Annotated in this window: 15 protein-coding genes; 6 read left to right on the forward strand and 9 right to left on the reverse strand. The window is 75.5% G+C overall.

Annotated features, from left to right (window positions below; all coding sequences use genetic code 11):
* The first annotated feature begins 44 nt into the window (after positions 1-44).
* Complete coding sequence (locus ACZ6Z8_RS16430) at positions 45-1,067, forward strand: transglycosylase SLT domain-containing protein (RefSeq protein ID WP_465610242.1); 1,023 nt, start codon at positions 45-47, stop codon at positions 1,065-1,067.
* A 114-nt stretch (positions 1,068-1,181) separates the two neighbouring features.
* Here ACZ6Z8_RS16430 and ACZ6Z8_RS16435 read toward each other — a convergent pair whose 3' ends face one another.
* The 3 genes from ACZ6Z8_RS16435 to ACZ6Z8_RS16445 form a co-directional block, all read right to left on the reverse strand.
* A complete protein-coding gene (locus ACZ6Z8_RS16435; RefSeq protein ID WP_465610244.1) occupies positions 1,182-3,386 on the reverse strand; it encodes a hypothetical protein in 2,205 nt (734 codons plus the stop codon).
* 205 nt (positions 3,387-3,591) lie between these two features.
* On the reverse strand, positions 3,592-5,220 hold the full coding sequence (locus ACZ6Z8_RS16440; RefSeq protein WP_465610552.1) for a lipase maturation factor family protein: 1,629 nt from the start codon (positions 5,218-5,220) through the stop codon (positions 3,592-3,594).
* A 359-nt stretch (positions 5,221-5,579) separates the two neighbouring features.
* On the reverse strand, positions 5,580-6,656 hold the full coding sequence (locus ACZ6Z8_RS16445) for a GAF domain-containing protein (protein WP_465610246.1): 1,077 nt from the start codon (positions 6,654-6,656) through the stop codon (positions 5,580-5,582).
* Positions 6,657-7,086: 430 nt separating this feature from the next.
* Here ACZ6Z8_RS16445 and ACZ6Z8_RS16450 point away from each other — a divergent pair, with 430 nt between their 5' ends.
* From ACZ6Z8_RS16450 to ACZ6Z8_RS16470, 5 genes are all read left to right on the forward strand, one after another.
* On the forward strand, positions 7,087-8,451 hold the full coding sequence (locus ACZ6Z8_RS16450; RefSeq protein ID WP_465610248.1) for an acyl-CoA dehydrogenase family protein: 1,365 nt from the start codon (positions 7,087-7,089) through the stop codon (positions 8,449-8,451).
* Positions 8,452-8,865: 414 nt separating this feature from the next.
* Complete coding sequence (locus ACZ6Z8_RS16455) at positions 8,866-11,031, forward strand: sensor histidine kinase (protein ID WP_465610250.1); 2,166 nt, start codon at positions 8,866-8,868, stop codon at positions 11,029-11,031.
* Positions 11,031-11,465 (forward strand): roadblock/LC7 domain-containing protein, encoded by a 435-nt coding sequence (locus tag ACZ6Z8_RS16460; protein WP_465610252.1) that lies wholly within the window; start codon positions 11,031-11,033, stop codon positions 11,463-11,465. The genes ACZ6Z8_RS16455 and ACZ6Z8_RS16460 overlap by 1 nt, the downstream gene beginning before the upstream one ends.
* Positions 11,462-11,845 (forward strand): DUF742 domain-containing protein, encoded by a 384-nt coding sequence (locus ACZ6Z8_RS16465; RefSeq protein ID WP_465610254.1) that lies wholly within the window; start codon positions 11,462-11,464, stop codon positions 11,843-11,845. The genes ACZ6Z8_RS16460 and ACZ6Z8_RS16465 overlap by 4 nt, the downstream gene beginning before the upstream one ends.
* An 87-nt stretch (positions 11,846-11,932) precedes the next feature.
* Complete coding sequence (locus ACZ6Z8_RS16470; RefSeq protein ID WP_030280204.1) at positions 11,933-12,508, forward strand: GTP-binding protein; 576 nt, start codon at positions 11,933-11,935, stop codon at positions 12,506-12,508.
* Between the two features lie 45 nt (positions 12,509-12,553).
* Here the strand turns inward: ACZ6Z8_RS16470 and ACZ6Z8_RS16475 are convergent, their stop codons facing one another.
* The 6 genes from ACZ6Z8_RS16475 to ACZ6Z8_RS16500 all read right to left on the reverse strand — a co-directional run bounded on the left by ACZ6Z8_RS16475 (position 12,554) and on the right by ACZ6Z8_RS16500 (position 26,087).
* Entirely contained in the window at positions 12,554-13,006 is a 453-nt protein-coding gene (locus ACZ6Z8_RS16475) for a MarR family winged helix-turn-helix transcriptional regulator (protein WP_402815603.1), read from the reverse strand.
* Positions 13,007-13,224: 218 nt separating this feature from the next.
* Positions 13,225-15,279 (reverse strand): hypothetical protein, encoded by a 2,055-nt coding sequence (locus tag ACZ6Z8_RS16480; RefSeq protein ID WP_465610256.1) that lies wholly within the window; start codon positions 15,277-15,279, stop codon positions 13,225-13,227.
* Positions 15,276-19,010, reverse strand: a complete 3,735-nt coding sequence (locus ACZ6Z8_RS16485; protein WP_465610258.1) for a DUF5682 family protein — start codon at positions 19,008-19,010, stop codon at positions 15,276-15,278. The genes ACZ6Z8_RS16480 and ACZ6Z8_RS16485 overlap by 4 nt, the downstream gene beginning before the upstream one ends.
* Before the next feature lie 2 nt (positions 19,011-19,012).
* On the reverse strand, positions 19,013-20,167 hold the full coding sequence (locus ACZ6Z8_RS16490) for an ATP-binding protein (protein WP_465610260.1): 1,155 nt from the start codon (positions 20,165-20,167) through the stop codon (positions 19,013-19,015).
* On the reverse strand, positions 20,164-25,233 hold the full coding sequence (locus ACZ6Z8_RS16495; protein ID WP_465610262.1) for a hypothetical protein: 5,070 nt from the start codon (positions 25,231-25,233) through the stop codon (positions 20,164-20,166). Before ACZ6Z8_RS16495 ends, ACZ6Z8_RS16490 begins: the two co-directional genes overlap by 4 nt.
* Positions 25,230-26,087 (reverse strand): DUF4132 domain-containing protein, encoded by an 858-nt coding sequence (locus ACZ6Z8_RS16500; protein ID WP_465610264.1) that lies wholly within the window; start codon positions 26,085-26,087, stop codon positions 25,230-25,232. Before ACZ6Z8_RS16500 ends, ACZ6Z8_RS16495 begins: the two co-directional genes overlap by 4 nt.
* Between the last annotated feature and the right edge of the window lie 95 nt (positions 26,088-26,182).

Below are 26,182 nucleotides of genomic sequence, written 5' to 3' on the forward strand. Positions count from 1 at the left end.
CGCCGGGATCATCGGATTCCCGGGGGCAAGTGGGGGGACGAACCATGAAGTTGAGCACCACCCGGCGGACGACCGTACTGGCCTCCGCCGTCGCCGTCTCGACCGCCGTCCTGGCGGGATGCGGTACCCAGAGCGCCGACAAGCACCCGGACGCGGCGGTGAGCACCACGCTCACGGCCGCCGACGCCGCACCCAGCGGGACGGCGAGCGCCGGCCCGTCCGCGAGCGCCACCCCGACGCCCACCGGCTCGGCGTCCGCCGGGGCCTCGCACAGCCCGAGCGCCGGCCCGAGCAAGTCAGCGAAGGCCACGCCCGGCGCCCAGGGTGGCAACGCCAGGAGCGGCGGCGGCAACGCGGCCGGCGCACCCGCCACCCAGCCGCCGGTCGAGAAGCCCGCCATCCCCGCGCCGGTCCCCACCGCCAAGCCCGGCGCCGTGGCCCTCCCGCCGCCGCCCGCGCCGCCCGTCCCGCACGTGCCCCCGCTGCAGAGCGGCTGCCAGCCCAGCAAGCCCCAGCCCGACGAGCCCAAGGCGACCGTCGGCGCGGCCCTCACCGCGGCGGCCGGGCAGTCCCGGGTGCTCACCCTCAGCTCGGGCGGCACCGACAAGCTCCCGCCGCTGCCGGTCAACCTGGTCAAGGCCATCGCCTGGCAGGAGAGCGGCTGGCAGTCCGGCATCCTCGCCTGCGACGGCGGCATCGGCACCATGCAGGTCATGCAGAACACCGTCAGCTGGATGAACGGCAAGTACGGCACCAACTCCGACCCCAAGACGCTCAACGGGAACGTCCAGCTCGGTACCCAGCTGCTCGACTGGCTGGTCGCCTACTACGGCGACTCCTCCTTCGGCGGCAAGTACGACCTCTCGCCCGACCCGGCCACCGGCAAGACCCCGCTGCTCGACCTGGTCATCTCGGCGTACAACGCGGGCGCCGGCAACGTGCACTACAACGCCGTCACCGACCCGACCACGGGCGAGGTCGTCGGCAGCCTGGACATCCCGAACCAGAAGTACGTCTCCAACGTGAAGGCGCTGATGGCCGGCCAGCCGTGGAACAAAGCCGGCTGACCCCTTTCTTCCCTTCGTCCTTCTGTCGGTTGCGGCCGCTACGGCCCCCGCATGACGCAGGGCCCGGGACGCACTCGCGTCCCGGGCCCTGCGTCGTACGGCGGCCGGCCGGCGTCAGCCGCGCGCGGCGGCGACGGCGGCGCCCAGCGCCTCCTTGATCCGGGGGCCGAGACGGGCGAAGCCCAGCTCCTTCATGGCCGCGCGGAGCAGCTCCTCGTCGCTCCGCTCGGTTCCGTCGGCGTCGATCCATCGGACGACGGCGAGCAGTTCGTCGGCGGAGTAGGCGGTCACGGGGCGGCCGGGCGTGAAGTCCGGCTTCGCGGGACGGCCGGCGGCCTCGACGGCGGGCGCCTCGGTGACGGGCTCCTCGACGGCGGGGGCCTCGGTGACGGGCTCCTCGACGGCGGGGGCCGTGACGGCGGACTCCTCGGCGGCGACGGGGGCCTCGACGACGGGCTCCGGCTCGGCGACGGCGGCCTCGACGACCACCTCGGGCTCGGCGGCGGGCTCCTCTACCTCGGCGACGGGGGCCTCCTCAACGGCTTCGGGCTCCGTGACGGTGCCCTCGACCTCGGCGGCGGGAGCCTCAGTGGCCTCGGCCTCTGCGACGGGCTCCTCGACAACCTCAGCGGCGGTCTCCACCTCGACGGCGGGCTCCTCGGTGACGATGACGACCTCGGGCTCCTCGACCTCGGCGACCGGAGCCTCCTCGACGGTCTCCGCCTCGGTCACCGGCTCCACCTCAACGGCAGGGGCCTCCACAGCGGCCTCAACCTCGACGGCCACCGTCTCGGCCTCGACCTCGGCCTCAACCTCGGCGTCCGCCACGGCTTCGAGCTCGACCTCGGCGACGGGCTCCTCGGCCTCGACCTCGGCGGCCTCGTCCACCGACTCGTCCGCCGCTGCGGCCTCGGCCAGCGCGGCCGTCGCGGCGGCGACCAGGTCGTCGGCGGCCGGGGAGGGTGCCGGGAGGGACACCACGGCAGCCGGGGCTTCCTCCGTCACCTCCTCCGCCGCAACCGCAACCGAATCCGGCTCGGTCTCGGCGGAGTCGACGTCCGAGCCCGACGTCGCCTCAACGGCCTCGCCCTCGGCACCGCCCTCGGTCAGCTCGGCGTCCGACGTCTCGACGCCGCTCTCGACCTCGGTCTCAGCGTCGGCCTCGGTGTCAGCGGCCGACTCGGCAACCAGCTCCTCGGTGTCGGCCTCAGCGGCCTCGGCGGCCGGCTCCGCCGCCAGCCCGTCCCGCTGCCCACCGGCCAGCGCCTGACGCGCAGCGGCTTCGGCTTCGGCCTCGGCGTCCGCGTCGACATCGACATCGACATCGACGTCGACCCCGGCCTCGGCCTCCCCGACAACCGGCTCCGCCGCCAGCCCGTCCCGCTGCCCGCCCGCCAGCGCCTGGCGCGCCGCGTACGCGGCCTCGGCGGCGCGGCGGTCGGCCTTGGCGGCGGTGAGTTCGGCGAGCAGGTCGGCGAGGCCGGCCTCCTCAAGGGTGGCGCGCAGGCTGCGGATGGTGGGCAGGCGGTAGAGGGTGCCCTCGTCGGCGGCGAGGCGCTCGACCAGCTCGGCCAGTTCGGCGAAGGCGAGGCCGTCCAGGTCGTGGTCGGGCAGCAGCCGGGCGAGGCCGCGCAGGCCGGTGTTGATCGGTTCGAAGGCCTGGGCGGTGCGCTCGACGAGGTCGCCGTCGGCGGGCACGCTCGGGAGGCTGCCGGCGGGGGCGAGGGCGGCCCAGGCGCGGCGCTCGATCTCGGCGGAGGTGAGCGCCTCGTGCAGGTCCTCGCGGCGGACCTTGCGGTCGTGGGCGAGGGCCGCGGCCTGCTTGCGCAGCGAGCGGCCGCGCAGCCAGGACAGCTTGACGCCGTTCTCGCGGCGCCAGGTGCTGTCGGCGGTGGCGGCGGCGAGGGCGACGAGGTCGGCGTCGTACGCGGCGGTGCTGAGGGTGGCGGAGGTGCGGTGCACGCGCTGGAGCATCTCGACCAGCAGCGCGGCCTTGGCGACGGTGTCGGGCTCGTCCAGCTTGGCCTCGGCGGCCAGGGCGGTGACGGCTTCCCAGGTCTGCTGCAGGTCGCGGCCACGCAGTTCGGCGAGGGCAGTGGAGGCGGCGCGGGCGTCCTCCGGGGTCGCGACGGTGTCGACGGCCGCGTACCAGGCGTGGGTGTCGGCGCTGAGCGTGAAGGCCCCGAGTTCGGCGTAGCGGCCGAGGTCTTCGCGGAGGTCGGGCTCCGCGGCGGCGTCCTGGGGGTCCTTGACGTCTGCGGCGTCGGCGACGTCCGCCGGGTCGGCTGCGTCGGCGTTGCGCGAGTGAAGCACTGTCATGTGAGGTCCGGTTCTGGGCGACGACGGCGGGGCTGGCGGCGAGGGGGCGGCGGACCGGTTGCGCGGGGTGCCCCTGGGGCGGGACACGGGGGCACGCGGGCGGGCTGCCGGTTGTGGAGGCCCAGAATACGGGTGCCCGTTCGAGCCTTGCACGCACCCACCGCCGGACGGGCCGGTGTCGTGTGCCATACCGCCCGCCTGGCCGCTACCCGGGAGGTCCGCCCGGGTGGTCCGGCCCTGGTCCGTACGGGTGGTCGGACGGCCGGTCGGCCAGCTGGTCGGTCGGTCGACCCGACCGCTCGCCGGGCCGCTCCGCCCGGCGCGGGCGCGGGCGCGGGCGCCGCAGCCGGTCCAGCGGGACGTCGCGGACGCCGCGGGCCGGGCGGCCGAGCGGCGGACGGAAGCCGGCCCGTCCGAGGGTGGGCAGGTCGACCGGCGCGAGGTACTCGTGGAGCGCGGTGCGGTGCCACCACGCGCCGGTTTCCCGCAGTTCGCGCCATCCGGTGAACCGGTAGAGATAGAGGGTCGCCCGGACGTGGGTCGGTGGGGCGTCGGGGAAGGGGTTGTGGCGCAGCAGCCGCAGGGTCGCCCGGTCGCCCGTCAGCAGGCGGGCGACGAAGGGCAGGAACCAGGGGCGGGCGTAGGCCGGGGAGATGCCGGCGAACCACATCAGCCAGTCCAGCCGCAGGTGGTAGGGGGCGTACTGGCGCGGGAGGCGGCGCACGTCGCCGGGCTTGCCCTTGAAGCCGTACTCGCGCCAGACGGTGTGCGGGGTGAGGACGGCTTCGTCGGTGCCCTCGACCACGACCTCCTGGCGGAGGCGGTTGACGCTGCCGAAGGCGCCGTAGGTGTTGACGAGGTGCAGCCGGTTGAAGGAGCGGTTCATCACCTGGCCGCGCGAGAGCATGTTCCGTACCGGCCAGTAGCTGAGCACCAGGACGGCCGCGGTCACGGCGGCCACGAGTGCCTGGTACCAGACGGGGGCGCCGGGGAGGTCGTGGGCGTGGCGTGGCAGTCCGAGGCGGGACGGTTCGACGGCGGCGAGGGCGAGGGCGACGGTCAGCCAGTTGAGCCAAGCGAAGTTGCCGGAGGCGATCAGCCACAGCTGGGTGGCGACGACGGCGCAGGCCGCGTAGGTCGCGACCGGCTGCGGGAGCAGCAGGCCGACCGGGACGACGAGTTGGACGAGGTGGTTGGCCGCCGCCTCGACCCGGTGCAGCGGGTCGGGCAGGTGGTGGAAGAACCAGCTGAGCGGTCCGGGCATGGGCTGGGTCTCGTGGTGGTACCGCAGGCAGGTCAGGTCGCGCCAGCAGCTGTCGCCGCGCAGTTTGATCAGTCCGGCGCCGAACTCGACCCGGAAGACCAGCCAGCGCATCAGCCAGAGCACGGGGGTGGGCGGTGCGGTGTCGGCGTTGCCGAGGAAGACGGCCAGGGAGCCCGCTTCGAGCAGCAGCGACTCCCAGCCGAAGGAGTACCAGGTCTGTCCGACGTTGACGATGGAGAGGTAGAGCAGCCAGAGCGCCGCCCAGAGCAGGATCGAGGCCCAGAGCGGGACGGCGTCCGCGAGCCCGGCCGCGACGGCGGCGGACAGCGCGGCGCCGCTCCAGGCGACGGCGGCGAAGAAGCGGTCGCTGTAGTGGAGGTGGAAGATCCCGGGTGACTGGCGGAAGGGCACCCGGGCGGTGAAGCGGGGCACCGGCAGCATGCCGTCGGTGCCGATGAGGGGGCGGAACTGCGCGGCGGCCGCCAGGAATCCGATGAGATAGAGGCCGGCGAGCAGGCGTTGGACGAGCAGTCGGCTCAGCCAGTAGTCGGGGGCGGCGAACCAGTCCATCCAGTCCATGCGGCCCATGCCTACCATCGGCGGGCGGCTGCGGGGCCCGGCCGGGGCGGGGTCGGCGGACGGTTCACCCGCTCGGCCCGGGCGGCGGGTGCGGGCACGAGGGGCGGCGGGTGCGGGCACGACGGGCGGCGGGTGCGGGCACGACAGGCGGCGGGTGCGGGCCCGGACGACAGAGTGGCGGGGAGCCTCTCCTCGGGGGTGAGAGGCGCCCCGCCACGGTGGTGGACGGCACGGACAGTACGGACGGTGGTGACGGTGGGGACGGAACGGACGGAACTGCGGGTACGGACGGTGCGGACGGCTGGTGCCCCCGCGGGCCGCGCTGCCGCGCACGGGCGACGGTAGGCCGCTCAGCTCGGCAGGACGAGTCCGGACCCGCCGGCGACGCCCGGCCGGCCGGTCGAGGTGGCGGCGCCGCTCTGCTGGAGCCGGTCGACCAGCAGCGCGGCCAGCGTGCCGAGCTCCTCCTCGGTGCGGGACTGGGCGGTGACGTCCATGCCGACGGTGAGGACGCCGTTGACCTGGCCGGTGCGCGCGACCCGCAGCGGGGTGCAGGTGAAGCTGAAGATCTGCTGGATGCGCTGCGCCTCGGGGCGGCCGGACTGGACCCGGACGTCGTTGAGGACGGTGGCGCGGCCGGTGTGGTACGCCTCCGAGACGGCCTGCTGGAGGCCGGCCGCGCCGAGCTGCGGGTAGGCGGTGCCGATCGATCCGTACGCCACCGGGGCGCCGAAGGTGTCGGCGTGCTGGGCGTTGGCGTAGCGGATCTCCTGGCCGGGGCCGTCGGTCAGCATGATGGGGAACGGGGAGCCGTCGAAGGCCGCGAACATCTCCTGCTGCTGGGCGAGCAGGTTGTCGCGCAGCCGGATCTCGGAGAGCAGCGCCTCGGCGAGGTGCTGGATGTCGCGCAGGCGCTCGCGCCCCCACTGCCGGGGTTCCCGGTCGAGGACGCAGACGGTGCCGATGACGGTGTTGGTGTCGTCGACGAGGGGCGCTCCGAGGTAGGCCCGGACGCCCAATTCGTCCACGACGGGGTTCCCGGCGAAGCGGGGGTAGGCGAGGATGTCGTCCAGCGCGAGGGGTGAGCGCTGGGCGACGACGTGCGGGCAGAAGCCGTGGCTCATCGGCATCTGCCGGGTGGGAAGGTCGAAGGCGATGCCCCGATCCGCCCAGGAGGCGCCTTCTTCGGCCGCGACCTCGGCCGAGTTTGGCGGAATGTAGAGCCCCCGGAACATCTGGCGCTCGTCGTTGATGAAGTTGACCATCGCGATGGGAGCGCGGGTGATGCTGGCTGCCAGGTGGGCGAAGCGGTCGAAGGCCTCGTCCGCGGAGGGTTCGTTGAGACCCAGGCTGCGCAGCCTGCGGGTCCGCTCGGATTCCCCGGCAGCACCCGGGAACTGGCCTTGAGTGCTCATCACATCAGTCATGGCGCACATGTAATCAGACATCCGGGCGCCACGGTGCTATCGGGACCGATCGCCGCCCTTGCTGATGAACAGTCAAAGCGGCATGTGAGCGGCCCCGCGGCACACCGCCGGAGCGGGGCACGGTCTATCCCCATCCGGCACGGTGGTGAAACCAGTCGCCGACTTGACGGGCCGAATCCCGCCAATTCAAGATCCACTATGTGTGGAGTCCATGTGCACATATGACAATGAGCCCTGCCGAAGACACGGACGGTAGTTTCCCAGCCCCACGGGAGGCACCGGTCCAAGGTCCGCATGCACCGATGGCTTTCGACGCGATCGGCGCCGCCACACCTCCACACCCCCACCCTCATCTCGCAGGGGGCGCGGCCGGAGCGGCATCTACGGCGTGAACGGAGGCACGACACCCACCGGAACGAGAGGACCAAGCATGGCGATGGACTACTTCACCGACGAGCGACACGAGAGCCTCCGGGCGGAGGTCCGTGAGTTCGCGGAGAAGGAGGTGCGTCCTCAGGTGGCCAGAATGGAGGCCGACCGGGAGGTCGAGTTCGAGCTCTCACGGGAGATCGCCCGCCGCGGCTGGATCGGCGTCACGATCCCGCGCGAGTTCGGTGGCCTGGGCCTGGGGCACCTGGCCAAGACCATCATCGTGGAGGAGCTGGCGCGGGTCAGCGGCGCGATGGGCGCGATGGCGCAGGCCTCGCAGCTCGGCGTCGCCAAGGTCATCCACTTCGGCTCGGACGCCCAGCGGCGCGCCTGGCTGCCGAAGTTCGCGTCCGGCGAATCCCTGCCGACGATCGCGGTCACCGAGCCGGAGTCCGGCGGCCATGTGCTCGGCATGGCCGGCACCGCCCGCCGCGAGGGCGACGAGTACGTACTCAACGGCCGAAAGGTGTTCGTCGGCAACTCGCACATCGGCGATGTCCACGGGGTGGTCTTCCGCACCGACACGGGCAGCAAGGGCCTGTCCGCCTTCCTGGTCGAGAGCGACCGGCCCGGCTTCCGCGCCGGCGCGATCGGCACCCAGGGCGGCCTCCACGGCTTCAGCTTCGGCGAGCTCGTCTTCGAGGACTGCCGGATCCCGGTCGGCAACCGGCTCGCCGAGGAGGGCCAGGGCCTCGACGTCGCGTACTCCTCCTCCACCCTGTACGGGCGGCTCAACCTCGGCGCCGTCGCGCTCGGCATCCACGTCGCCGTGGTGGAGGACACCGTGCGCTACGCCGAGGAGCGGGCGCTCTACGGCAGGCCGATCAGCCAGCTGAACAGCATCGCGCTGAAGCTCGGCGAGATGCAGTCCCGGCTGATGACGGCCAAGCTGGCCGCCTACCACGCCTCGCACCTGCTCGACCACGGCAAGGCCTGCGACGCCGAGCTGATGAACGCCAAGCTCATCAACACCGAGTACGCGATGGACTCGGCGCGCCAGGCGATGGAGATCTTCGCCGCGCGCGGCACCCAGGAGGAGCACAACGTCATCCGCTACCTGCGGGACGCCACCCACATCTACGCCCCGGCCGGCACCTCGGACGTGCAGAAGCTGCGGCTGGGACAGGTGGCGGCGGGCACGTACGGCAAGCAGTGGTCGGCCGAGCTGTCCGACCTGGCGAGCTGGGCATGGACCGAGCTCAACCAGCTGGAGGCCGAGGCCGCCTCGGCGTCCGCGGTCCCCACCGGCTTCGTGAGCCCCGCGGCCTCCGCGGCCCCTGCGGCCTCTGCGACCTCGGTGGCCTCCCCGGCGGACGGGCGGCACGAGCGGTACGGCCGGGTGGTGCCGCTCTCCGCGGCGAGCTGATCCACCGGAGGAACCGCCGCCCGGACGGTGGCGAATCCCCGGCGCGGTGACGGTTGACCTGTTCCTGACGGCTCCTCGGGAGGCCCGCCCGGCCTCCCGAGGAGCCGTCTCCGCTTGGCGGCACCCGCGCCGACCTGCGGCGTTCCGTCGACGAACACTCCGGTCGCGGCCGGTCGGCACTGCCATCGGTCGCTCACATATCGTCAGTTGATGTTGCGATGAGGCCACCCGGGACTGATAGGTTTCCTGCCGTCGGCGGCCGTGCTGCACCACCGCGCCCGGACGGTGACACCGCGTCACCGCGTCCGGCGACCCCCGGCCCCGGCGCCCTGAAGCCCGTCCGGGCCGCTCGGGCCGATCCGCCGTTCGGACCCGAGACCCGGCCTGCAACTCGGCCCTGCAACAAGGAATCAGATGCCAGGCATATCGGCCCCCCGCACGGGCCACCGCGCCGGCCGGTCCGGCTCCCTCCGCGGCTCGCTCCTCGCCCTCGTGCTGGTCCCCAGCCTGGGCCTCGCCGCCGCCTGGGGCTACGCCGCCTACCTGCTGCGCGACGCCGGGAACCGCACCGCGCTGGTGGCCGGCACCGCCGTCGTCGCGGTGGTGCTGCTGATCAGCCTGATCCGGGGCATCCGGGTCGCCCGGACGCTGTCCGCCCGGCTGGGCGGGCTGCGCAGCGACACCCTCGCCCTCGCCCAGCAGGAGATCCCCGACGTCGTCGGGCGGCTGCGCGCCGGGGAGCCGGTGCCCACCCCGCCCACCTGGACGCCGTCGCGGCGGGTCGGCGACGAGGTCCAGCAGACCTCCGACGGGCTGGCCGCCGTCCGGCAGGCCGCCGTCGCCGCCATCGTCCACCAGGCCCAGGGCCGTGAGGGGACCAAGAAGGTCTTCCTCAACATCGCCCGCCGCACCCAGATCCTGATCCACCGGCAGATCAGCATGCTCGACGCGCTGGAGCGCGAGCACGAGGAACCAGAGCTGCTGCGCGAACTGTTCGCGGTCGACCACCTGGCCACCCGGATGCGGCGCAACGCCGAGAACCTGGTCATCCTCGGCGGCGCGCTGCCCGCCCGGCGCTGGCGCAACGCCGTGCCCGTGGTCAACGTGCTGCGCAGCGCCGTCTCCGAGACCGAGAACTACGCCCGGGTCGTCGTCCAGGGCGTGCCGCGCGCCTCGCTCAGCGGACAGGCCGTCGCCGACGTGATCCACCTGGTCGCCGAGCTGATCGAGAACGGCACCACCTTCTCCCCGCCGTACACCCAGGTGCAGGTCTCCGCGCAGGAGGTCCCCAAGGGCCTGGCCGTCGAGGTGGAGGACCGCGGCCTCGGCATGACCGAGGAGGAGTACGAGCGGCTCAACGAGTACCTGGCCAACCCGCCCGAGCTGGACGTCTCCGCGCTCGGGGACGACCTGCGGCTCGGCCTCTTCGTGGTCGCGCGGCTGGCCGCCCGGCACGACATCCAGGTCACCCTGCGGCCCTCGCCGTACGGCGGCACCCGGGCCGTGGTGCTGGTGCCCTCGATGCTGCTGGAGCAGGCCGAACAGCCGGCCGCGGTGCCCGGGCTGCCGTCCGGCGCCCGGGTCACCCGGACCCCGGCGCCCGAGCCGCGGCCGTCGGACGGCGACCCGGGCGAGATCGACGGGGAGCTGTCGGGCGCGCTGGCGGGAGTGCTCAGTGGGCTGCTCGGCGCCGGACCGGCCGGTCCGGGGGATCCGGCGGGGGCTGTGGCCGGCACCGATGCGGCCACGGCCGCTGACGGTGGGGCTGCTGACGGCGCGGTGCCCGCGTCCCCGGCCTCCGGTGAGCACGGCGGCGGAGTGGCCACCGGTGAGCTGTTCGGGCGGCAGGACGGCGTGGTCGGCGGGGCCGCCCCCGAGAACGCCGGACTGCCGGTCGGCGCCGAGATCCCCGGACTGCCCGGCGCCGTGGTGGTCCCCCGGCCCACGCTGCCGCGTCCGTACGACCTGCCGACCGACCCGTCGGCGGAGCTCGTCGCCGGGCTCGCATCGGTAAGGGCACCGGGAGTGGCATCGGGAGTCGCGCCGGGGCCGACAGCCGGGCCCGCGGGTGACGCCGGTGACGCCGGCGCCCACGGTGACGCCGGCGCCCACCGCGACGCGACCGGGCCGCTCGCGGACTCCGGGGCCGGGTTCGACGGGGTTCCCGCCGACCGGTCGACGCCCACCCACGAACGCCCGCAGGAGGACCACGTGGAGCACGGCCCGGACGGCGAGCTGCGCACCCCGCGGGTCCTGCCGCAGCGGGTCCGCAACGCCAGCCTCGCCGAGCAGCTCCGCGAGGCCCACGCGCCCAGCGGCATGATCCCGCCGTCGGCCGTGCCGGCCCCGCCGCCGTCGCCGTCCGCCGCCCCGGCCGGTCCGCGGTTCGGTGAGGCCGAGGACCCCTCGCCGGCGCGGTCCCGCGCCACCATGGCCGCCATCCAGCGCGGCACCCGGAGCGCCCGCGCGGCCGGGTCCGCACCGGACGCGCCCGCCACCGCCCCCAACCCGGCCGCGGCCTCCGCCCCCGAGGAAGCCGCGGAAGCCTCCGCCGTTCAGGAAGCCAAGGAACAGCAGTGATGACGCAGCAGCAGACCGACACCCAGCGCGACCTCAACTGGCTGCTGGACCAGCTGGTGGCGCGGGTACCCGAGACCCGCCACGCCATCGTCCTCTCCGAGGACGGCCTGCTGGTCGGCATGTCCCAGGGCCTCGACCGGGCCGACGCCGAGCACCTGTCCGCCGTCGCCTCCGGCCTGCAGAGCCTGGCCCGCGGCGCCGGGCACCGCTTCAACGGCGGGCGGGTGCGCCAGACCGTCGTCGAGATGGACCAGCTGTTCCTGTTCGTCACCACCGCCGGGCAGGGCGCCCGGCTCGCCGTGCTCACCAGCGAGCAGGTGGACGCCGGGCTGATGGCCTACGAGATCAACATGCTGGTCAAGCAGGTCGGCCAGTACCTCACCGCGGCGCCGCGCATCGACGCGGGCCAGGTCGGCACGGGTGGCGGTGCGTGACCATCGCCGACGCCGACGAGGGCTGGTTCTACGACAAGGACGCCGGCCACCTGGTCCGCCCCTACGCGATCACCAACGGGCGCACCGGCCCGGTCCGTGACGGGTTCGCGCTGATCACCCTGGTGGTCACCGCCGACCCGCGCACCGACACCAGCCGGTTAGCCCCCGAACCGGCCGCGATCCTCGACATGTGCCGCGAACGCCCGCTGGCCGTCGCCGAGATCGCGGCCACCATGGACCTGCCGGTGAGCGTGGTCAAGGTGCTGCTGGACGACCTGGCGGAGGCCCGGCTGATCCTCACCCGGGCCCCGGTCCAGCTCGCCGAGGCGCCGGACATCTCGCTGATCCAGGCGGTGATCGAGGGCGTCCGCCGGCTCTGACGGACGGCGACGGCCCGGATCCGCCCTCCCCTCGCCCCTCTCCCCTCCCCTCCTCGAAACTCCGAGTTCCCTTCCAGGAGACCCGAATTGACGACGCAGAGCCTGGTGCCGGGCGCGGTCAAGATCCTCGTCGCCGGCGGCTTCGGCGTCGGGAAGACCACCATGGTCGGCTCGGTCAGCGAGATCGAACCGCTGCAGACCGAGGAGCGGATGACCCGAGCCAGCATCGGGGTCGACAGCCTCGAAGGCGTCCAGGACAAGTCCACCACCACGGTGGCGATGGACTTCGGCCGGATCACCGTCCGCGAGGACCTGGTGCTCTACCTCTTCGGCACGCCGGGGCAGTTCCGGTTCTGGTTCATGTGGGACGACCTCGCGCTCGGCGCCCTCGGCGCGATCGTCCTCGCGGACACCCGGCGGCTCGAATCCAGCTTCGCCGCCGTGGACTTCTTCGAGCAGCGCGGCATCCCGTTCGCCATCGGGGTCAACTGCTTCCACGGCCGCCGCGAAGCCACCCCGGAGGACGTGCGCCGCGCCCTCGACCTCGGGCCGGAGGTGCCGGTGGTGCTGTGCGACGTCCGGGAGCGGGCGTCCAGCAAGGAACTGCTGCTCGCCCTGCTCGACCGGGTGCACCGGGACGCGCTGGCCGCCGGACGGCGGTGAGGGCCGCGCCGACCCGGCGGCAGTGACCCGGCGGACGGGCTCTGGCTAGGACTTGGCCGGGGTGAGTTCGGCGAGCGCGTCCACCAGCGGGGCCAGCTCGGGGAGTTCGGCGGCCTGGGTCAGGGTCGCCTCCAGGGTGGCGTCGTGCACCGGACGGGCGGCCTCCAGCAGGGCGCGGCCCTCCGGCGTCAGCTCGGTGTAGATGCCGCGCCGGTCGTCCGCGCAGAGGTAGCGGCCCAGCAGGCCGCGGTCCTCCAGGCGGCTGACCAGCCGGGTGGTCGCGCTGCTGCTCAGCGCTGCCGCGCGGGCCAGCTGCTGCATCCGCATGTGCCAGCCGTCCTGCCGGGAGAGCGCCTCCAGCACCGTGTACTCGACCACCGAGAGCCTGTGCTCCGCCTGGAGCGCCTTCTCCAGCGCGGCATCGATCAACCCGTGCAGTGCGGCGAGCGTCCGCCAGCCACTGGCCCGAACCTCGGCCGCGTCGTCGCGGATGGACATGGCTCGCCTTCCCTTCACCCTGCTCCGTGTGCCCTGTGGTGTCTCCTCTCCCACAAGTATGCCAGTTGGCGCCGATAACCGGTCTCTGCAAATACTTCGACCTGGATGGAGGGGCCGGCACAAGGCTCGGATGCGCCGGTAGGTGATCACTGATCACGCAGCGTCAACGAGCCGCTGGACGGGCGGACATGGGCACGGCGCTGTCCTGTCGGCTTCTCCTACAGGTGTGCGGTCTGCCGGGCCTCCTCGATCGCGGTTCCGTCGGCTCCCCACGCGGCCGAGCAGAGCGCGGTGGCCAGCGCCTCCGTGTAGTCCGCGGCGGCCAGCCAGGCCGTGGCGAAGGCGTCGTGGTCATCCGCAACGACCCGGCCGAACACGTCCCGCCCCTGGTCCACCGCGGCCGCCCGCAGACCGTCCAGGAGCTGGGCGGCGGTGGCCAGCCCTGCGGCGCGCAGCAGGCTCCGGTCGGCCGCCGCCGTGGCCGCGCTCGGGGCGAGGGCGGACCTGCCGGTGGTCACCGTCTGCTCCACCCGGCGGCCGAGCACGTGCACGGGCGGGCCGTCCGGGGGTGCGGTGGGGAGCTGGGACGGGGACCCTGCCGGGTGATCGGCCGGGGTGTGGGTGGGCTGGATGCCGGTGGGCTGGGTGCCGGTGGATCGGAGGTCGGCCGTCTGCAGGCGCTCCAGGCCGAGGTTGGCCCGGCCGGCCCGGTCGGCGGCGAGGGCCAGGTGCACGGACCCGGGCTGGTCGGAGGCGGGCTGGTCGGAGGCGTCCGGGGGTGTGCCGAGCGCGAGCAGGCGCAGCTGCGGTCGGTCGGCCCGCTCCAGGCGGCCGATCAGCCGGAGCCGCAGGCCGGGGGCGGTGGCGAGCAGGGCGAGGTTGGCCCGGAAGGCCAGGTCGGGGTGCTCGTGCCCCGGGCGCAGCGCGATCACCAGGTCACTCCCGGCGGCGCGGGCGAGCAGCTGGGGCGCTCCGCCGGGGCCGGTCGGGGCGGTGCCGAGAAGGGTGACGTCCAGGAACAGCAGGTCGCTCCCGGCCGGGCGGCTCTCGTAGGGCAGTTCCTGCGCCGCGAGGGCTCGCGCCACCTGCGTGGCGGGCGGCTCGGACCACAGCCGGGCCACCGGCTCCGCCGTCCAGTCCGCCCCGGCCGCGCGGACCGCCCGTACCGAGGCTCCGGCGCCCAGCCGTCCGGTGGCCGACCGCGTCGCGCCCTGGACGGCCAGCCCGGCGCGGCTGAACTCGCGGTGGCTGAGCGCGGTGTCCCCCAGCCGCACCGTACGGTTGCCCGCCCCGACGGCCAGCGGGGCGGCGGTCGCGGCGTCACCGTGCGGGGTCACCTCGGCGACCGTGCTGAGCCGGCCTCCGGCCTCCACCGCCCAGGTCACCGCGCCCGCGTGGGTCGCGGTGAGCACCGGCTCGGCGAACAACCCGTACAGCCGCAGGCCGCCTTCCTCGGCGTAGGCCTGGCGGGCGGTGCCGCGGAGCGCGGGGAGCGGGGTGGGGTCGGGGGCGTCGAGGGGCGTGCTCAGGGCCACGGTGAGACCGAGCAGCTCGCGCAGGGCCGACACCAGGTCCGCCAGCCGGTGGTCGGGCGCGCCGGAACGTGCCGCGCGCAGCCTGGTCACCACCGTGATCGCCGCAGCGGCCGGACGGTACAGCCCGGCCACGCGCGCCCGGTGCGCGGCGCGCAGCAGTTCGGCCTGGGAGACGGCGCCCGCACCGCTGATCCCGGCGGCCAGCAGGGAGCAGGCGGCCCGGTGGAGGTGCCGGGCGGCGGCGAGTTCGGGCGGGGTGAGGGCGGCGGGTTCGGGTCGGGAGGCCGAATCCGGTTCTGGCGGCCCCTCGGGTGCCGTGGCTCCGGCGGCCGCGGCTTCGGCGGCCCCGGCCTCGGCGGCCCCGGCCTCGGCGGCCCCGGCCTCGGGGGGCCCGGCTTCGGGGGCGTCCGAGGAGTCGAGGTCGGCCTCGGTCGGCTCCGCCAGAGGGCAGAGGGTGACGGCTGCGGCCCGGTGGACGCAGGCCGGGGCCAGCAGGCAGCCGCACCGGACGCCGGCCGGGTCGGCGACGACCCCGCCCGGGGCGTGCAGGACGAGCAGGGCCTCCTCGTCCACCTGCACCCGCCACTCGTCGCCCTCCCGGGACAGCGGCCGCTGCGCCAGCTTCGCCGCCGCGCCGTCCAGCCGTTTCTGCAGCCGGGCGCTCAGGCCGGACACCACCTCGGCGACCACCTCGGGCCGGACGCCCGGCCAGCCGTTCTCCTGCGTCGTCGCGTTCATCGCACCTTCTCCCCCACCCAGCGGGCCAGTTCCAGCGGGCTCAGCGCCGCCACGGGCATGCCGGCCGCGACCAGTTGCTCCGCGACCGCCTTCGAGTACCGGGCCGTCCCGGTGTCGTCCAGTGCCGCGCAGCCGAGCAGGTGCACGCCGGAGTCCACCAGTGCCCGGGTCTGGGCGAGCAGCCCGTTGACCGGGCCGCCCTCCTCGAAGTCGCTGACCACCACGACCAGCGTCCTCGACGGCACCGTCACCAGCTCGCGCGCGTAGCGCAACCCGGTGGCGATGCTGGTACCGCCGCCGACCCGCACCTCCAGCAGCAGGCTCAGCGGATCCGTCACCCGCTCCGTCAGGTCGAGGACCTCGGTGGAGAAGGCGACGAAGTGGGTGCTCAGCGAAGGCACCCCGGCCAGGATCGAGGCGGTGAGCGCCGCCCAGACCGTGGACGCCTCCATCGACCCCGACACGTCCACCACCAGGATCAGCCGCCAGTCGTGGGCCTGCCGCGCCCTGGTCCGGAACACCGGGCGCTCCGGCACGATCAGCGTGCCGGAGCCGTCCGGGGCGGGACGGGCGGTGGCGAGGTTGGCCCGGATGGTCCGGTGCAGGTCCAGCCCGCCGCCCGGACGCCGGGAGGGGCGCGGCACGCTGATCCCGGTCAGCGCCGGGCGCAGGGCGGTCGCCAGCTCTCGGCTCAACTCGTCCACCAGCCGCCGGACCAGAGGGCGCAGCCGCGCCACCCGGGCCTCGGGCAGGCCTCCCGCGTGGTCCAGCACCGTCCGCAGCAGGTCGACGGACGGGCGGACGGCGGACGGGTCGATCGCCTCCAGGACGTCCGTGCGGCCGTGGGCGACGGCGGCCGCGAGCACCTCCTCCCGCAGGCCGGGGCCGAACAGCGCCTCCAGTTCCTCGGCCCATTCGCGCACCCCGGGGAAGGGCGCCTCGCGACCGCCCCGGTCACCGAGGCCCGGGCCGGAACCCTCGCCGTGCCCGCTGCCGTACAACTCGTCGAGCGCGGTGGCGAGTCGGGCGCTGCGGCCGGACAGGCCGGCGGTGCCGGGGCGGCCCAGCAGGAGGCGCCAGCGCTCGGCGGGGGTGAGGGTGTGGGGGCCGGTGCCCAGGGGCTGGGCCGTGAGTGCGGGTATGGGCGTGGGCGTTGGCATGGGTGTGGGTGCGGGCGCTGGTTGGGGGGTGGGGGTCTGGTCCGCGGGTGCCTGTGGCGCCAGCCCCCGACGGGCGAGGACCGCGCGGGCGGCCAGGTCCGCGCGGACCCAGCTCGCCACCACGGCGGGGTCGGTAGCCTCCGGCAGGGCGGCGAGGCGGGTACCTAGCCGCTCCTCGACCAGGGCCAGCAGCCGGTCACGGGCGGCCGGGCTCAGCGTGTCGAAACCGCCGCGCAGCGCGGCCAGCCGGTCCAGGAAGGCGGTGTCGGACAGTGACGTCACGCGCTCCAGCACCGGTTCGAGCGCCTCGGGCGCGCTGTCGAACAGCCCCTCGGCGGCGGTCAACAACCCGACCAGCGCCCGCCCGAGCGACTGCCGCGCCCGTACGTCGGTCGCCCCGTCCACCCAGGACGCGGCCCGGCCACCGAACACCCCGGCCGGTTCCTGCCCGAGCAGCACCCGCACCGCCCCGGCCGCACCCCGCACCAACGGGCTGCCCCGCTCCGCGAGTTCGCCCAGCACGTGCGCGAGCCGCACCCCGCCCAGCCGATCCGCCCGCCGGGCCAGCTCCACCAGTGCCCGCGCATCCGCCGGATCGTCCGACCCGCCCAACCCCTCCACCTGCCGCACCGCGGCGGCGGTCAGCAGCTCCACGGCGGCGTGGAGGGGGGCGGCGGGGCGCTCTTCGACAACGACACTGCCGGACCGGGGTGTTGGGTCTGCCCGGCCGGAGACGGCCGTCGGCTCGGTGGAGGGCGCCGTACCCCCGGTGAGACCGGGGAAGTGGCCGGCGGTGAGGCGGTCGAGGAGGGTGAGGGCGTCGAGGAGGTCGGGGAGGGTGGCGGTGGTGGGGAGGACGGCGGTGAGCTGGGTGAGGCGGAGCGCGGTGAGATCGGGGAGGGCGCAGGAGGCGGCGACGGTGAGGCCGTCGATGATCTCGCGGGGGGTGGGGTCGTCGCCGAGGCGGGTGCGGAGGGTGCCCTCGGCGGCTTGGGCCGGGGTGACACCTCGGGTGCCGGCGACGGTGAGCATGGCGGCGACGGCCGGGGTCCAGTGCAGGCGCCAGCGGGTACCGAGGGTTTCGGTGCCGCCCGGGCCGGTGGTGGCGAGGGGCTCGGCGTAGGGGACGCCGCAGGCCGTGAGCCGGTGGAGGAGGACCTCGCGGCGGCGGTCCAGGGGGCTGCGCAGCGGGTCGAGGCGCAGTTCGCGCGGGCCCGGGTCGGTGGGCGCGGGCAGGCCGAGCTCGGCGAGCAGGGTCTCGACGGCGGGGGCGAGTCCGCTGCGCGGGGCGGCGGGGGTGGGGCGCCCGGTGCGGGTGCCGACCAGGACCTGTTCCAGGGCGCGGGCCACGGCCCGTCCGCGGCCGAGGGGTTCGCCCTGGGCGAGGACGGTCTGGACGGCTTCGACGAGTTCGCCGCGGCCGGGGGCGGCGTGGCCGCGCAGCCTGGCGAGGTCGCCGGTGAGGCGGACGATCTCGCGGGCGTCGGCCGGGCCGGAGGGGTGGTCCTGGGTGCGCAGGGCGGCGCAGATCCGGACGGCGGTGGCGGTGAGCGCCTCGCTGAGGCGCTCCGGGTCGCCGCCGGCGTCGAGGACGGTGTGCTGCCACTCCGGGTCGCGGATGCCGGCGGGGTAGCCGGAGCGGGCGTCGAGCAGCGGGTAGGTGTACGGGATCAGCGAGAGCACGTGCCCGGCGTCCTCGGGGCCGAGCGACGCCTCGGGGGCGATCGGACCGTCCAGCAGGGCGGGGGCGTGGAAGGAGCCGACGACCGCGGCGACCCGGCGTCCGTCGGCCGAGGCGGCCCGGATGCGGGCGCGCATCCAGGCCTCGCGGCGCAGGTCGTACGGGTCGACTCCGGGGCCGGTCTCGGCGTCGTGCCGCAGCGCCCAGCCGACCAGGAGGGCGGCGCGCCGGACGGCGTCCGGGGTGGAGCCGGGGGCGGCGGTCTCGACCAGGCGGTCCCAGAGGTCCTCGTCGGAGTCGCGGCCGGTGAGGCGGTGGCGCAGGGCGTCCGCCACGCCCGGAGCCCCCGGGCCCTCGCCCTGACGGCGGTCGCGCGCGCCGGCGGCACCGTCCGCGCCGCCCGCACCGCCCGGGCCGCCGGGGCCGCTGGGGCCGCTGGGGCCGCCGGGGCCGGTGCGGTGGGCGAGCGGGAGGTCGCAGGCGATGGTCTCGACGCCGTTGCGCCGGGCCCAGCGCAGGGCGACGAGCTCCGGGGAGAAGTCGGCGAAGGGGTAGAAGGCGAGCCGGCCGGAGTCGTCCGGGCCGGCCGGGGCGGCGGCGAGGGCGACCGGGGCCTCGGTGGCCTCGTCGGCGAGCCGGTCGAGCCAGGGCTGGAACTCGGCGGGCAGTTCGACCAGGACCGCCTCGGGACGGGCGGCGTCGAGCAGCGCGGGGAGGACCGCGCTGAGGGACGGCGCGTGGTGACGCACGCCGATCAGGTAGGGCCCGGGACGGTCGGTGCCGGAGCCGGCCAGCCGGTCGGCCTCGGCGCGGACGTCGAGGTCGGTGGCAGGTCGTGCGCCGGCCCCGAGGGGGCCGTCCGGGGTGGGCTTCACCGCGCTGCTCGTCATCGTCAGGCCTCCAGCGCCGAGCGGAGGTCCCACAGGGTGCGCCAGGTGGCGGCGCCCTGTTCGGCGCGGCGGCGGACCGGGCCGTCCCAGTAGCCGAGCAGCCGGGCCGCGTCCGCCGGGTCGTCCTTGCGGACGACGCCGAGGAGTTGACCGGGGAGGCGGCCGAGGAGGTCGCCGCCGTCGGGCAGGTAGGCGGCGGTGACGCCGAGCGCGGTGGCGACGGAGACGGCTTCGGCGGTGCTCATCACGGTGGACGGGCGCTCGACGTCCCAGCCCTCGGTGGAGCGGCCGGTGCGCAGGTCGCGGAAGGCGGTGACCAGGGCTTCCAGGACCGCGTCGTCGACGGCGTAGCCGGCGCCGGCCCGGGCGACGGCGGTGGTGGACTGGCGCCGGACCAGTTCGACCTCGGCGGCGAGGCTGCTGATCGGGCCGACCGTCTCGAAGTTGAACCGCCGCTTGAGGGCGGCGGACATCTCGCTGACGCCCTTGTCCCGCAGGTTGGCGGTGGCGATCAGGGTGAAGCCGGCGGCGGCGTGCAGCTGTCCGTCCGGGGTACCGGCCAACTCGGGGACGGCGATGCGCCGTTCGGAGAGCAGGGAGACCAGGGCGTCCTGCACCTCGGGCAGGCAGCGGGTCACCTCCTCGACCCGGGCGACGGCCCCGGTGGTCATCGCGGTGAGCACCGGGGAGGGGACGAGGGCTTCGCGGCTGGGGCCCTTGGCGAGCAGCAGGGCGTAGTTCCAGCCGTACTTGAGCTGGTCCTCGGTGGTGCCGGCGGTGCCCTGGACGGTGAGCGCGCTGGTGCCGCAGACGGCGGCGGCGAGCAGCTCGGAGAGCATCGACTTGGCGGTGCCGGGTTCGCCGACGAGCAGCAGGCCGCGCTCTCCGGCGAGGGTGACGACGCAGCGTTCGACCAGGGCGCGTTCGCCGACGAACTTGGGCTCGATCGCCAGGCTGCGGCGACCGGCCTTGAGCTTCTCGCCGCCGCTGCCCATGACGAAGGTGACGGCGGCGCGCGGGGTGAGGCGCCAGCCGGGCGGGCGCGGGCCGCCGTCGTGGGCGGCCAGGAACTCCAGTTCGGCGGCGTACTTCTCCTCGGGCGGGACGATCTGCCGGACCGGGGAGTCGGTGGCGGTGGTGGTGGTCGTCGTGGTCATCGGCGGGCCTTCCTGCGCTTGCCGGTCTGGAGCTCTTCGTAGCCGGGGGCGTCGCCGTCGACGGTGCGCTGCCACGCGAGGGCGAACAGCTCCGGGACGGGCAGGTGCGGCAGCACCGGCTGGTGGGTGGGCAGTTCGTAGAGGCCGGCCTTCCAGGTCTCCACCGGCAGGGCGGGCGACTTGGCCTCCTGCCAGCCGCCGGGCAGGAAGAGGCTGCGGCCGGCCCGGGCCCGCTTGGCCTCCAGAACCAGTCCGCTGGCGGCGAGTTCGGCGCGGGCGCGCTTGAGCCGGGCGGGCTTCCAGCCCGTCCAGCGGGCGGTGTTGCGGTCGGTCGGGTCGGGCAGGGCGAGCAGTTGGAGGTGGAGCGCGGCCGCGTCCTCGCCGAGGCCGTGGGTGCGGGCCGCTTCGGCGACCAGCTCGGGGGCGGACAGCTGCGGGTTCTGCAGCCAGGCCGGGCCGTCACCGGTGGCCGTCAGCGCGGCGGCGGAGGCGGCCAGGCGCTCCGGTTCGCCGCGCAGGACGGACTGGATCGAGGCTCGCTCGGTGCCGAACCAGTAGCTGTCGGAGAGCCCGTCGAGCAGTTCGAGCAGCGGGTCGTCCGGGCCGGTGAGGGCGGCCGGGCGCAGCCAGACCCGCTCGAACTCGTTGTGGTACGGGGTGAGGACGAGCGCCGGGCCGCAGCGGACCAGGCCGTCCGGGTCGGCGCCGCCCTCGGCGGGCAGGCCGAAGTGGGGGCGCAGCACGGCGGCCAGCGAGGCACCCTTGGGTGTGCGGACGAGGTCGAGGTCGAGCAGCAGCTCCGGATCGGCGAGCCGTTCGCGCAGCGCGGTGGCGGCCCGGGGCATCAGCGGGCGCAGCGGGCTGTCGGCGGGCAGGTGGTAGGCGAGCCAGCGCAGGGCGCGGATGGTGGTGTCCAGGGCGCCGGAGGCGGGGACGGCGGAGGCGTCCTCGGGGGCCAGTCGGGGGGTGCCGTGGCCGTCGTCGGTGAGCCGGAAGGTGGTGGTGCCGTTCAGCCAGGGGGTGTGGCCGGGGTTGAGCACGGCCTCGATGGTGGTGATGGGCACGCCCTGGACGGTGGCCTGCGCGTCCTCGGGGAGGGTGACGAGGCGTCCGAAGTGGCGGATCCAGGCCTCGGCGCCGGCGGCGAGGTCGGGGCCCTCGGTCCACAGCCGCTTCGGGTCGTCGCCGGGCACCAGGGCGCCCCAGACGGCGGCGATGCCGTCGTGGTCGTGTCCGCGCAGCCAGTGCTGGGCGGCCTTGACCTCGGCGGGCTTGAGGCCGTACTCGGCGGGCACCTGGGCGTTGCCCCACTGGAGGAGGCCCGGCGGCGGGCTGAGCAGCAGGGTGGCGCGGGCGGTGCCGATGCCGGTGAGTTCGGCGAAGGCGGCGGCACGGGACTCGTCCCAGGGGACGGCCCGGCGCAGGATGGTGAGCCGCCAGAACTTGGTGGTCCAGGCGGCGCTGAGCCGTTCCTCGGTGCCGCGCTCCATGACGGTGGTGAAGTGGGCGACCGGGCCGAACTCGCCGCTCGGGTCGTGGTCGACGGCGAGCCAGTGCACCGTGCCGTCGGTGAACTGGCGGCGGTGGCCGAGGATGACCACGGTGCGGTCGCCGCGGCGCAGCACCTCTCCGGCGCGGTGGCCGGCCGGCCGGCTGTCCCTGGTGGTGTCGGCCGGTTCGGCGAGGACGATCTCGCGCAGGGTGGCGCCGCGGTCGGCGAGCGGGCCCTTGGTCAGTTCGCCGAGCAGCAGCACCAGCGAGGAGCGGTGGGCCTGTTCGGTGAGCGGCGCGGCGGCGGCGTGGGCCAGGACGTCCAGGCGGCCGAGCAGGTGCAGCCAGCCGTGGTTGGCGTCGCCGCCCCGCACGGTGACGGTCGCCGGGGTGCTCCAGCCTTCGCCGCTCGCGGCGGGCGGATCGGCGAGGACGGCGCTGACGGCGCGCAGGTTGTTGAGCGTCCAGTAGCGGTCGGTGCTGCCCCAGCCGCCGAAGCCGCCGGTTCCGGGCAGCACGGCGTCGACGGCGGCGCGCAGTTCGTGGTCGCGGCCGCGCTCGGGGCGGTACTCGGCGGCTTCGGCCTCGGCGGGTCGTTCGGCGTCGGGCTGCGGGAGGAACCGGGCCGCCCGGTCGAGCAGGTCGGCGGCGGCGCGGGCGAGACCGGCGACACCGGCGAGCAGCAGCGGGTGGGTGACGCCGGGCAGGGCGGCGCCGACCGCCTCGACGGGGAGGCTGTTGCGGGCCTCGCCGCGCTGGGCGAGCGGGCGCCGGATGCCCTGGACGGTCAGCCAGCGCTGTTCGTCCTCCGGGACGGGTTCGGTGTCGGCGGGCCAGGCGAGGTCGATCAGTCGGGCGGCCTGCTCGGTGGTCAGGGCGCGCAGCACCCGGGAGCCGGCCTCGTCGCGGGGCCGCAGGGCGTGCCAGTGGTCGTACGGCGGGACGAGCGCCGTACCGGCGGCGGCGAGGCCGCCCGCCCGGCAGGAGTGCAGCTCGGTGGTGCGGTCCGAACGGTCGGCGGGGTCGGGCAGGTTGAGGGCGAGGTGCTCGCCGGTGCGGCTGACCACCGGGCCGTGCGCGCCGGGCAGGGCGAGCCGGCCGACCGGGAGGACGTGGGTGTCGTCGCGGCCGTTCAGCGGCAGGACGATGCGCTGCCCGTCGGCGGTGAAGGTGGTGACGGCGCGGCCGGGCTCGGTGCGGACCCAGCTGCCGAGCACGGTGCCGTCGGTGCCGAGCGGGGTGCTCTCCAGGCCGGGCTGCAGCGGCAGCAGCCGGGTGCTGTCGAGGACGAGTCGGCCGGCCTCGGCGGTGGCGGCGATCAGGGGCGGCTCGGCGGTGCGGCCCAGGGTGCCGGTGGCCGGGTCGAGTTCGCGCAGGACGGGGCCGTCGTGGGCGTGCCGCACCGTCCAGTGGCCGGTGCCGTCACCGAGGACGGGGTGCTCCTCGGGCAGCCGGGTGTCGCCGGGGTGCAGCGGGCGCGTGCCGGTGGTGCGGCCGCCGCCGGCCACGGGGAGGGACGGCGCCTCCGGGTGGCGTTCGCCGTAGTAGTACCCGGCGATCCTCGGGCCCTCCAGCTCGAAGGTCTGCTCCGGCCGGCTGGACCAGTACGCCTGCTGCTTCCCCTCCTGGTACCAGACGACGAGGAGTTCGCCGTCGACGAAGCGCAGCCGGGGCCGGTTCCGGTTCCGGATCCGGTCCGCCGTGGGCAGCCGCAGGGTGTGCTCCAGCACGATGCCCTGGGGGCCGACCACGAGGGCGCGGTCGTGGCGGGCGAGGATGAGGTACGGCCAGGCGTCCTCGACGATCAGGTCGTTCAGGCCGTGCGGGCGGTGGCCGGGGGCGGTGTCCGGGAGGGCGTCGGGGGCGGGCGGGTCGGCGAGCCGGCCGAGTGCCTCCTCCAGGGCGGGCCAGCCGAGTTCGTCGAGGATGCCGGCGCCGAGGGCGCGGGTGAGCAGCCCGGTGACGTCGAGCGCGGCGATCCGCTCGGCGGCGGCGGGGGCGACGGTGCGGATGGCGGTGCGGAACTGCGCCAGTGAGCGGACCAGGTCGTCGGCGCCGGCCAGGCCGCGGACGGTGGCGAGTTCGTCGGCGCGCTCCTCGGCCCACTCCGTGAACAGCTCGTTCAGCAGCGGCAGGACGGCGGCCCGGCGCTGGACGGCCGGCTCCCAGGCGGTCGGGGCGGCGCGGCGCAGCAGCGGCCGGAAGCGCTCGTCGGCGGCGACGGCCGCGAGGGCGGCGGCGTCCTGGCCGCTCTGGCCGACCCATTCGCGCAGGTCGAAGCCCAGGCCGGCCGGCGGGTCGGCGACCGGGACGCCTTCGGCGAGCAGCAGGTTCAGCAGGTCGAGCCGGGTGTGGCTGACACGGATGCCGGTGAACAGGTCGACCGGGGTGGCGTCGGCGCGCAGCCGCTCGACCATCCGCCCGGCCAGGGCGAGGGTGGCCGGGCAGCTGGGGCTCCTGCGCCAGCCGCGGCCGAGGTGGTGGCACCACCGCTGGAGCCAGGCGGCGGCGGGCTCGGCGCCCTCGGCGCGGGGGCCGGTGAGCAGTTCCTCCGCGCCGGTCTCGGCCAGGACGGCCAGCCAGGCGGTGTCGTGCGGCGCGGAGTCGGTGCCGGAGGCGGCCGGGTCGGGCAGCAGCTCCAGCAGGCGGGTGCGGACCGCGGCGTCGTTCCGGCCCAGGTCGATCAGCGCGCCGTGCCAGGACTTCCAGAACGCGGCGGGCGCGCGGTTGACCGCCGGGGAGTCCAGGAGCTCGGCGAGCAGCGCCCGTTCGTGCTCCGTGCGGTCCAGTCCGGCGGCCCGGAGCAGCGCGCGGGCGTCCTCGGCGACCCCGGCGTACGGGGCCATGCCGGCCGCGGAGCGCTCGGTGCACAGCTGGCGGAAGCGCTGCCAGGCGGTCAGCGGGTCGAGCCGCTGGGCGAGCTCCTTGACGTACTGGCGCAGGGACTTGACGGTGAGCGCGCCGGCCAGGGCGAACTCCAGGAAGACGGCGCGCAGCCGCTCCTCGTCCACGGCCAGGTTGTGGGTGCGCTCGGCCTCGCGGGCCTTGCCGAACCAGGCGGCGGCGTACGTCCGGTTGTCGTGGGCGAGGAAGATCCGGCCGACCTCCTCGCAGAAGGTGGGCAGGAAGTGCGGCACGGCGCGGCCGAGCCGGGTGGCGAGCGCGTCGAAGCCGTCCTTGGCGGCGCCGGGCTTGGACCGGGCCTGGCGGGCCAGCCGCTCCAGGTCCTTGACCAGGGCGAGCGCGTGGTGCCCGTTGGCGGGGTCGTGGACCAGCGCCCAGGCCGGGAAGCCGAGGGCCTCCTGGCGGACCTGGCCGACCTCGGCGGGTTCGCCCTCGGGGGCGAGGCCGAGGAACTCCAGGGCGAGGTCCTCGGCGCGGCCGAGCGCACCGGGGACCAGCCGGACGATCCGGCGGCCGTCCAGGGCGGGGTGGGCGTAGCCGCGGGCGGTCAGCACGTCGGCGGCGCTGTCGGGGCGTCCGGCGTCCGGCAGCGTGCCGGGCGGGAGGACGGCGCCGGCGTCGAGCAGCGCCTCGGGCGTCGCGGCGCCCGGGTTCGGGACGGTGGTGGTCATGCGGCTTCCTCCCCTTCGATCGTGCGGCCCGCGTACAGGGCGGCGGCCATCCTCATGCCCTCGGACCAGGCGACCGGTCCGACCTCGGCGAGCGGCAGGGCGCGGCCGTCGGGGCCGGCCCAGCTGAGCGCGCCCGTCTCGCAGGCGTCGTACTCGTAGTAGTCGCCGACCCACACCCGGGCCTCGACGGTGCGGCCGCCCTCGGTGATCGGCTGGACCGCGGAGCCGCCGCGGACCCGGCAGCCGAGCCGGGTGCAGCGCCCGACCAGTTCGCGCAGTTCGCGGTAGCGGCCGCCGGCGTAGGTGGTGACCTCGGTGCCGGCCGACGGTTCGTCGGGCCGGTGCCAGACCTCGCGGTAGAGCTGCTGGACGCGCTGGGAGACGCCGAGTTCGACGGCGAACTCGCGCAGGTCGTCGAGGTCCGGGAGGAGCACCGGGTGGGGTATCAGGACCTCGCCGTCGGTGAGGCGGACGGTGTCGCCGTCGAGGTCGACCAGGCCGAGGCCGCGTTCGGCGTCCGCGTCGCGCAGGAAGCCGGCGACGGCGCCGTCCGGTCCGGTGACCACGACGTCCCGCAGGACGGCCCGCCAGGCCTCGTCGGGCCAGACGGCGGCGAGCACGGCGGCGGGCACCGGCAGCGAGCGCACCATCCACCGCTCGACGTCCTCCTGGCAGCGGCGCTCGTGCGCGGCGAGCCATTCGGAGAGCTGCTTGAGCTGGGTGACCACCGGGTCGTCACCGAGCTTCGGCGGCAGTGTCTTGAGCGCGCGCCCCGCGGCGTTGCGGCACACCACCCTGCCGTCCTCGTCGAGCGCGACGCGGTACCCTCCCGCGTCCGTCTCCACCCATGCCACGGCCGTACTCCTCCCACCGGGAACGACGTTCTGATCACGTGCTGACCAGCGATGCGAGGAACGTAGCGAGCGGTACTGACAACTCGGCGGGCGGG

Source organism: Kitasatospora sp. NPDC101108 (assembly GCF_055584725.1).

What these genes read in the sequence shown, in the direction of transcription:
- ACZ6Z8_RS16475 (WP_402815603.1), bottom strand. Translation starts at nt 13,006, where the DNA reads ATGTCCATCCGCGACGACGCGGCCGAGGTTCGGGCCAGTGGCTGGCGG.
- ACZ6Z8_RS16460 (WP_465610252.1), top strand. Translation starts at nt 11,031, where the DNA reads ATGACGCAGCAGCAGACCGACACCCAGCGCGACCTCAACTGGCTGCTG.
- ACZ6Z8_RS16490 (WP_465610260.1), bottom strand. Translation starts at nt 20,167, where the DNA reads ATGACCACGACGACCACCACCACCGCCACCGACTCCCCGGTCCGGCAG.
- ACZ6Z8_RS16445 (WP_465610246.1), bottom strand. Translation starts at nt 6,656, where the DNA reads ATGACTGATGTGATGAGCACTCAAGGCCAGTTCCCGGGTGCTGCCGGG.
- ACZ6Z8_RS16485 (WP_465610258.1), bottom strand. Translation starts at nt 19,010, where the DNA reads ATGACGAGCAGCGCGGTGAAGCCCACCCCGGACGGCCCCCTCGGGGCC.
- ACZ6Z8_RS16440 (WP_465610552.1), bottom strand. Translation starts at nt 5,220, where the DNA reads ATGGACTGGTTCGCCGCCCCCGACTACTGGCTGAGCCGACTGCTCGTC.
- ACZ6Z8_RS16450 (WP_465610248.1), top strand. Translation starts at nt 7,087, where the DNA reads ATGGCGATGGACTACTTCACCGACGAGCGACACGAGAGCCTCCGGGCG.
- ACZ6Z8_RS16480 (WP_465610256.1), bottom strand. Translation starts at nt 15,279, where the DNA reads ATGAACGCGACGACGCAGGAGAACGGCTGGCCGGGCGTCCGGCCCGAG.
- ACZ6Z8_RS16495 (WP_465610262.1), bottom strand. Translation starts at nt 25,233, where the DNA reads ATGACCACCACCGTCCCGAACCCGGGCGCCGCGACGCCCGAGGCGCTG.
- ACZ6Z8_RS16435 (WP_465610244.1), bottom strand. Translation starts at nt 3,386, where the DNA reads ATGACAGTGCTTCACTCGCGCAACGCCGACGCAGCCGACCCGGCGGAC.
- ACZ6Z8_RS16430 (WP_465610242.1), top strand. Translation starts at nt 45, where the DNA reads ATGAAGTTGAGCACCACCCGGCGGACGACCGTACTGGCCTCCGCCGTC.
- ACZ6Z8_RS16455 (WP_465610250.1), top strand. Translation starts at nt 8,866, where the DNA reads ATGCCAGGCATATCGGCCCCCCGCACGGGCCACCGCGCCGGCCGGTCC.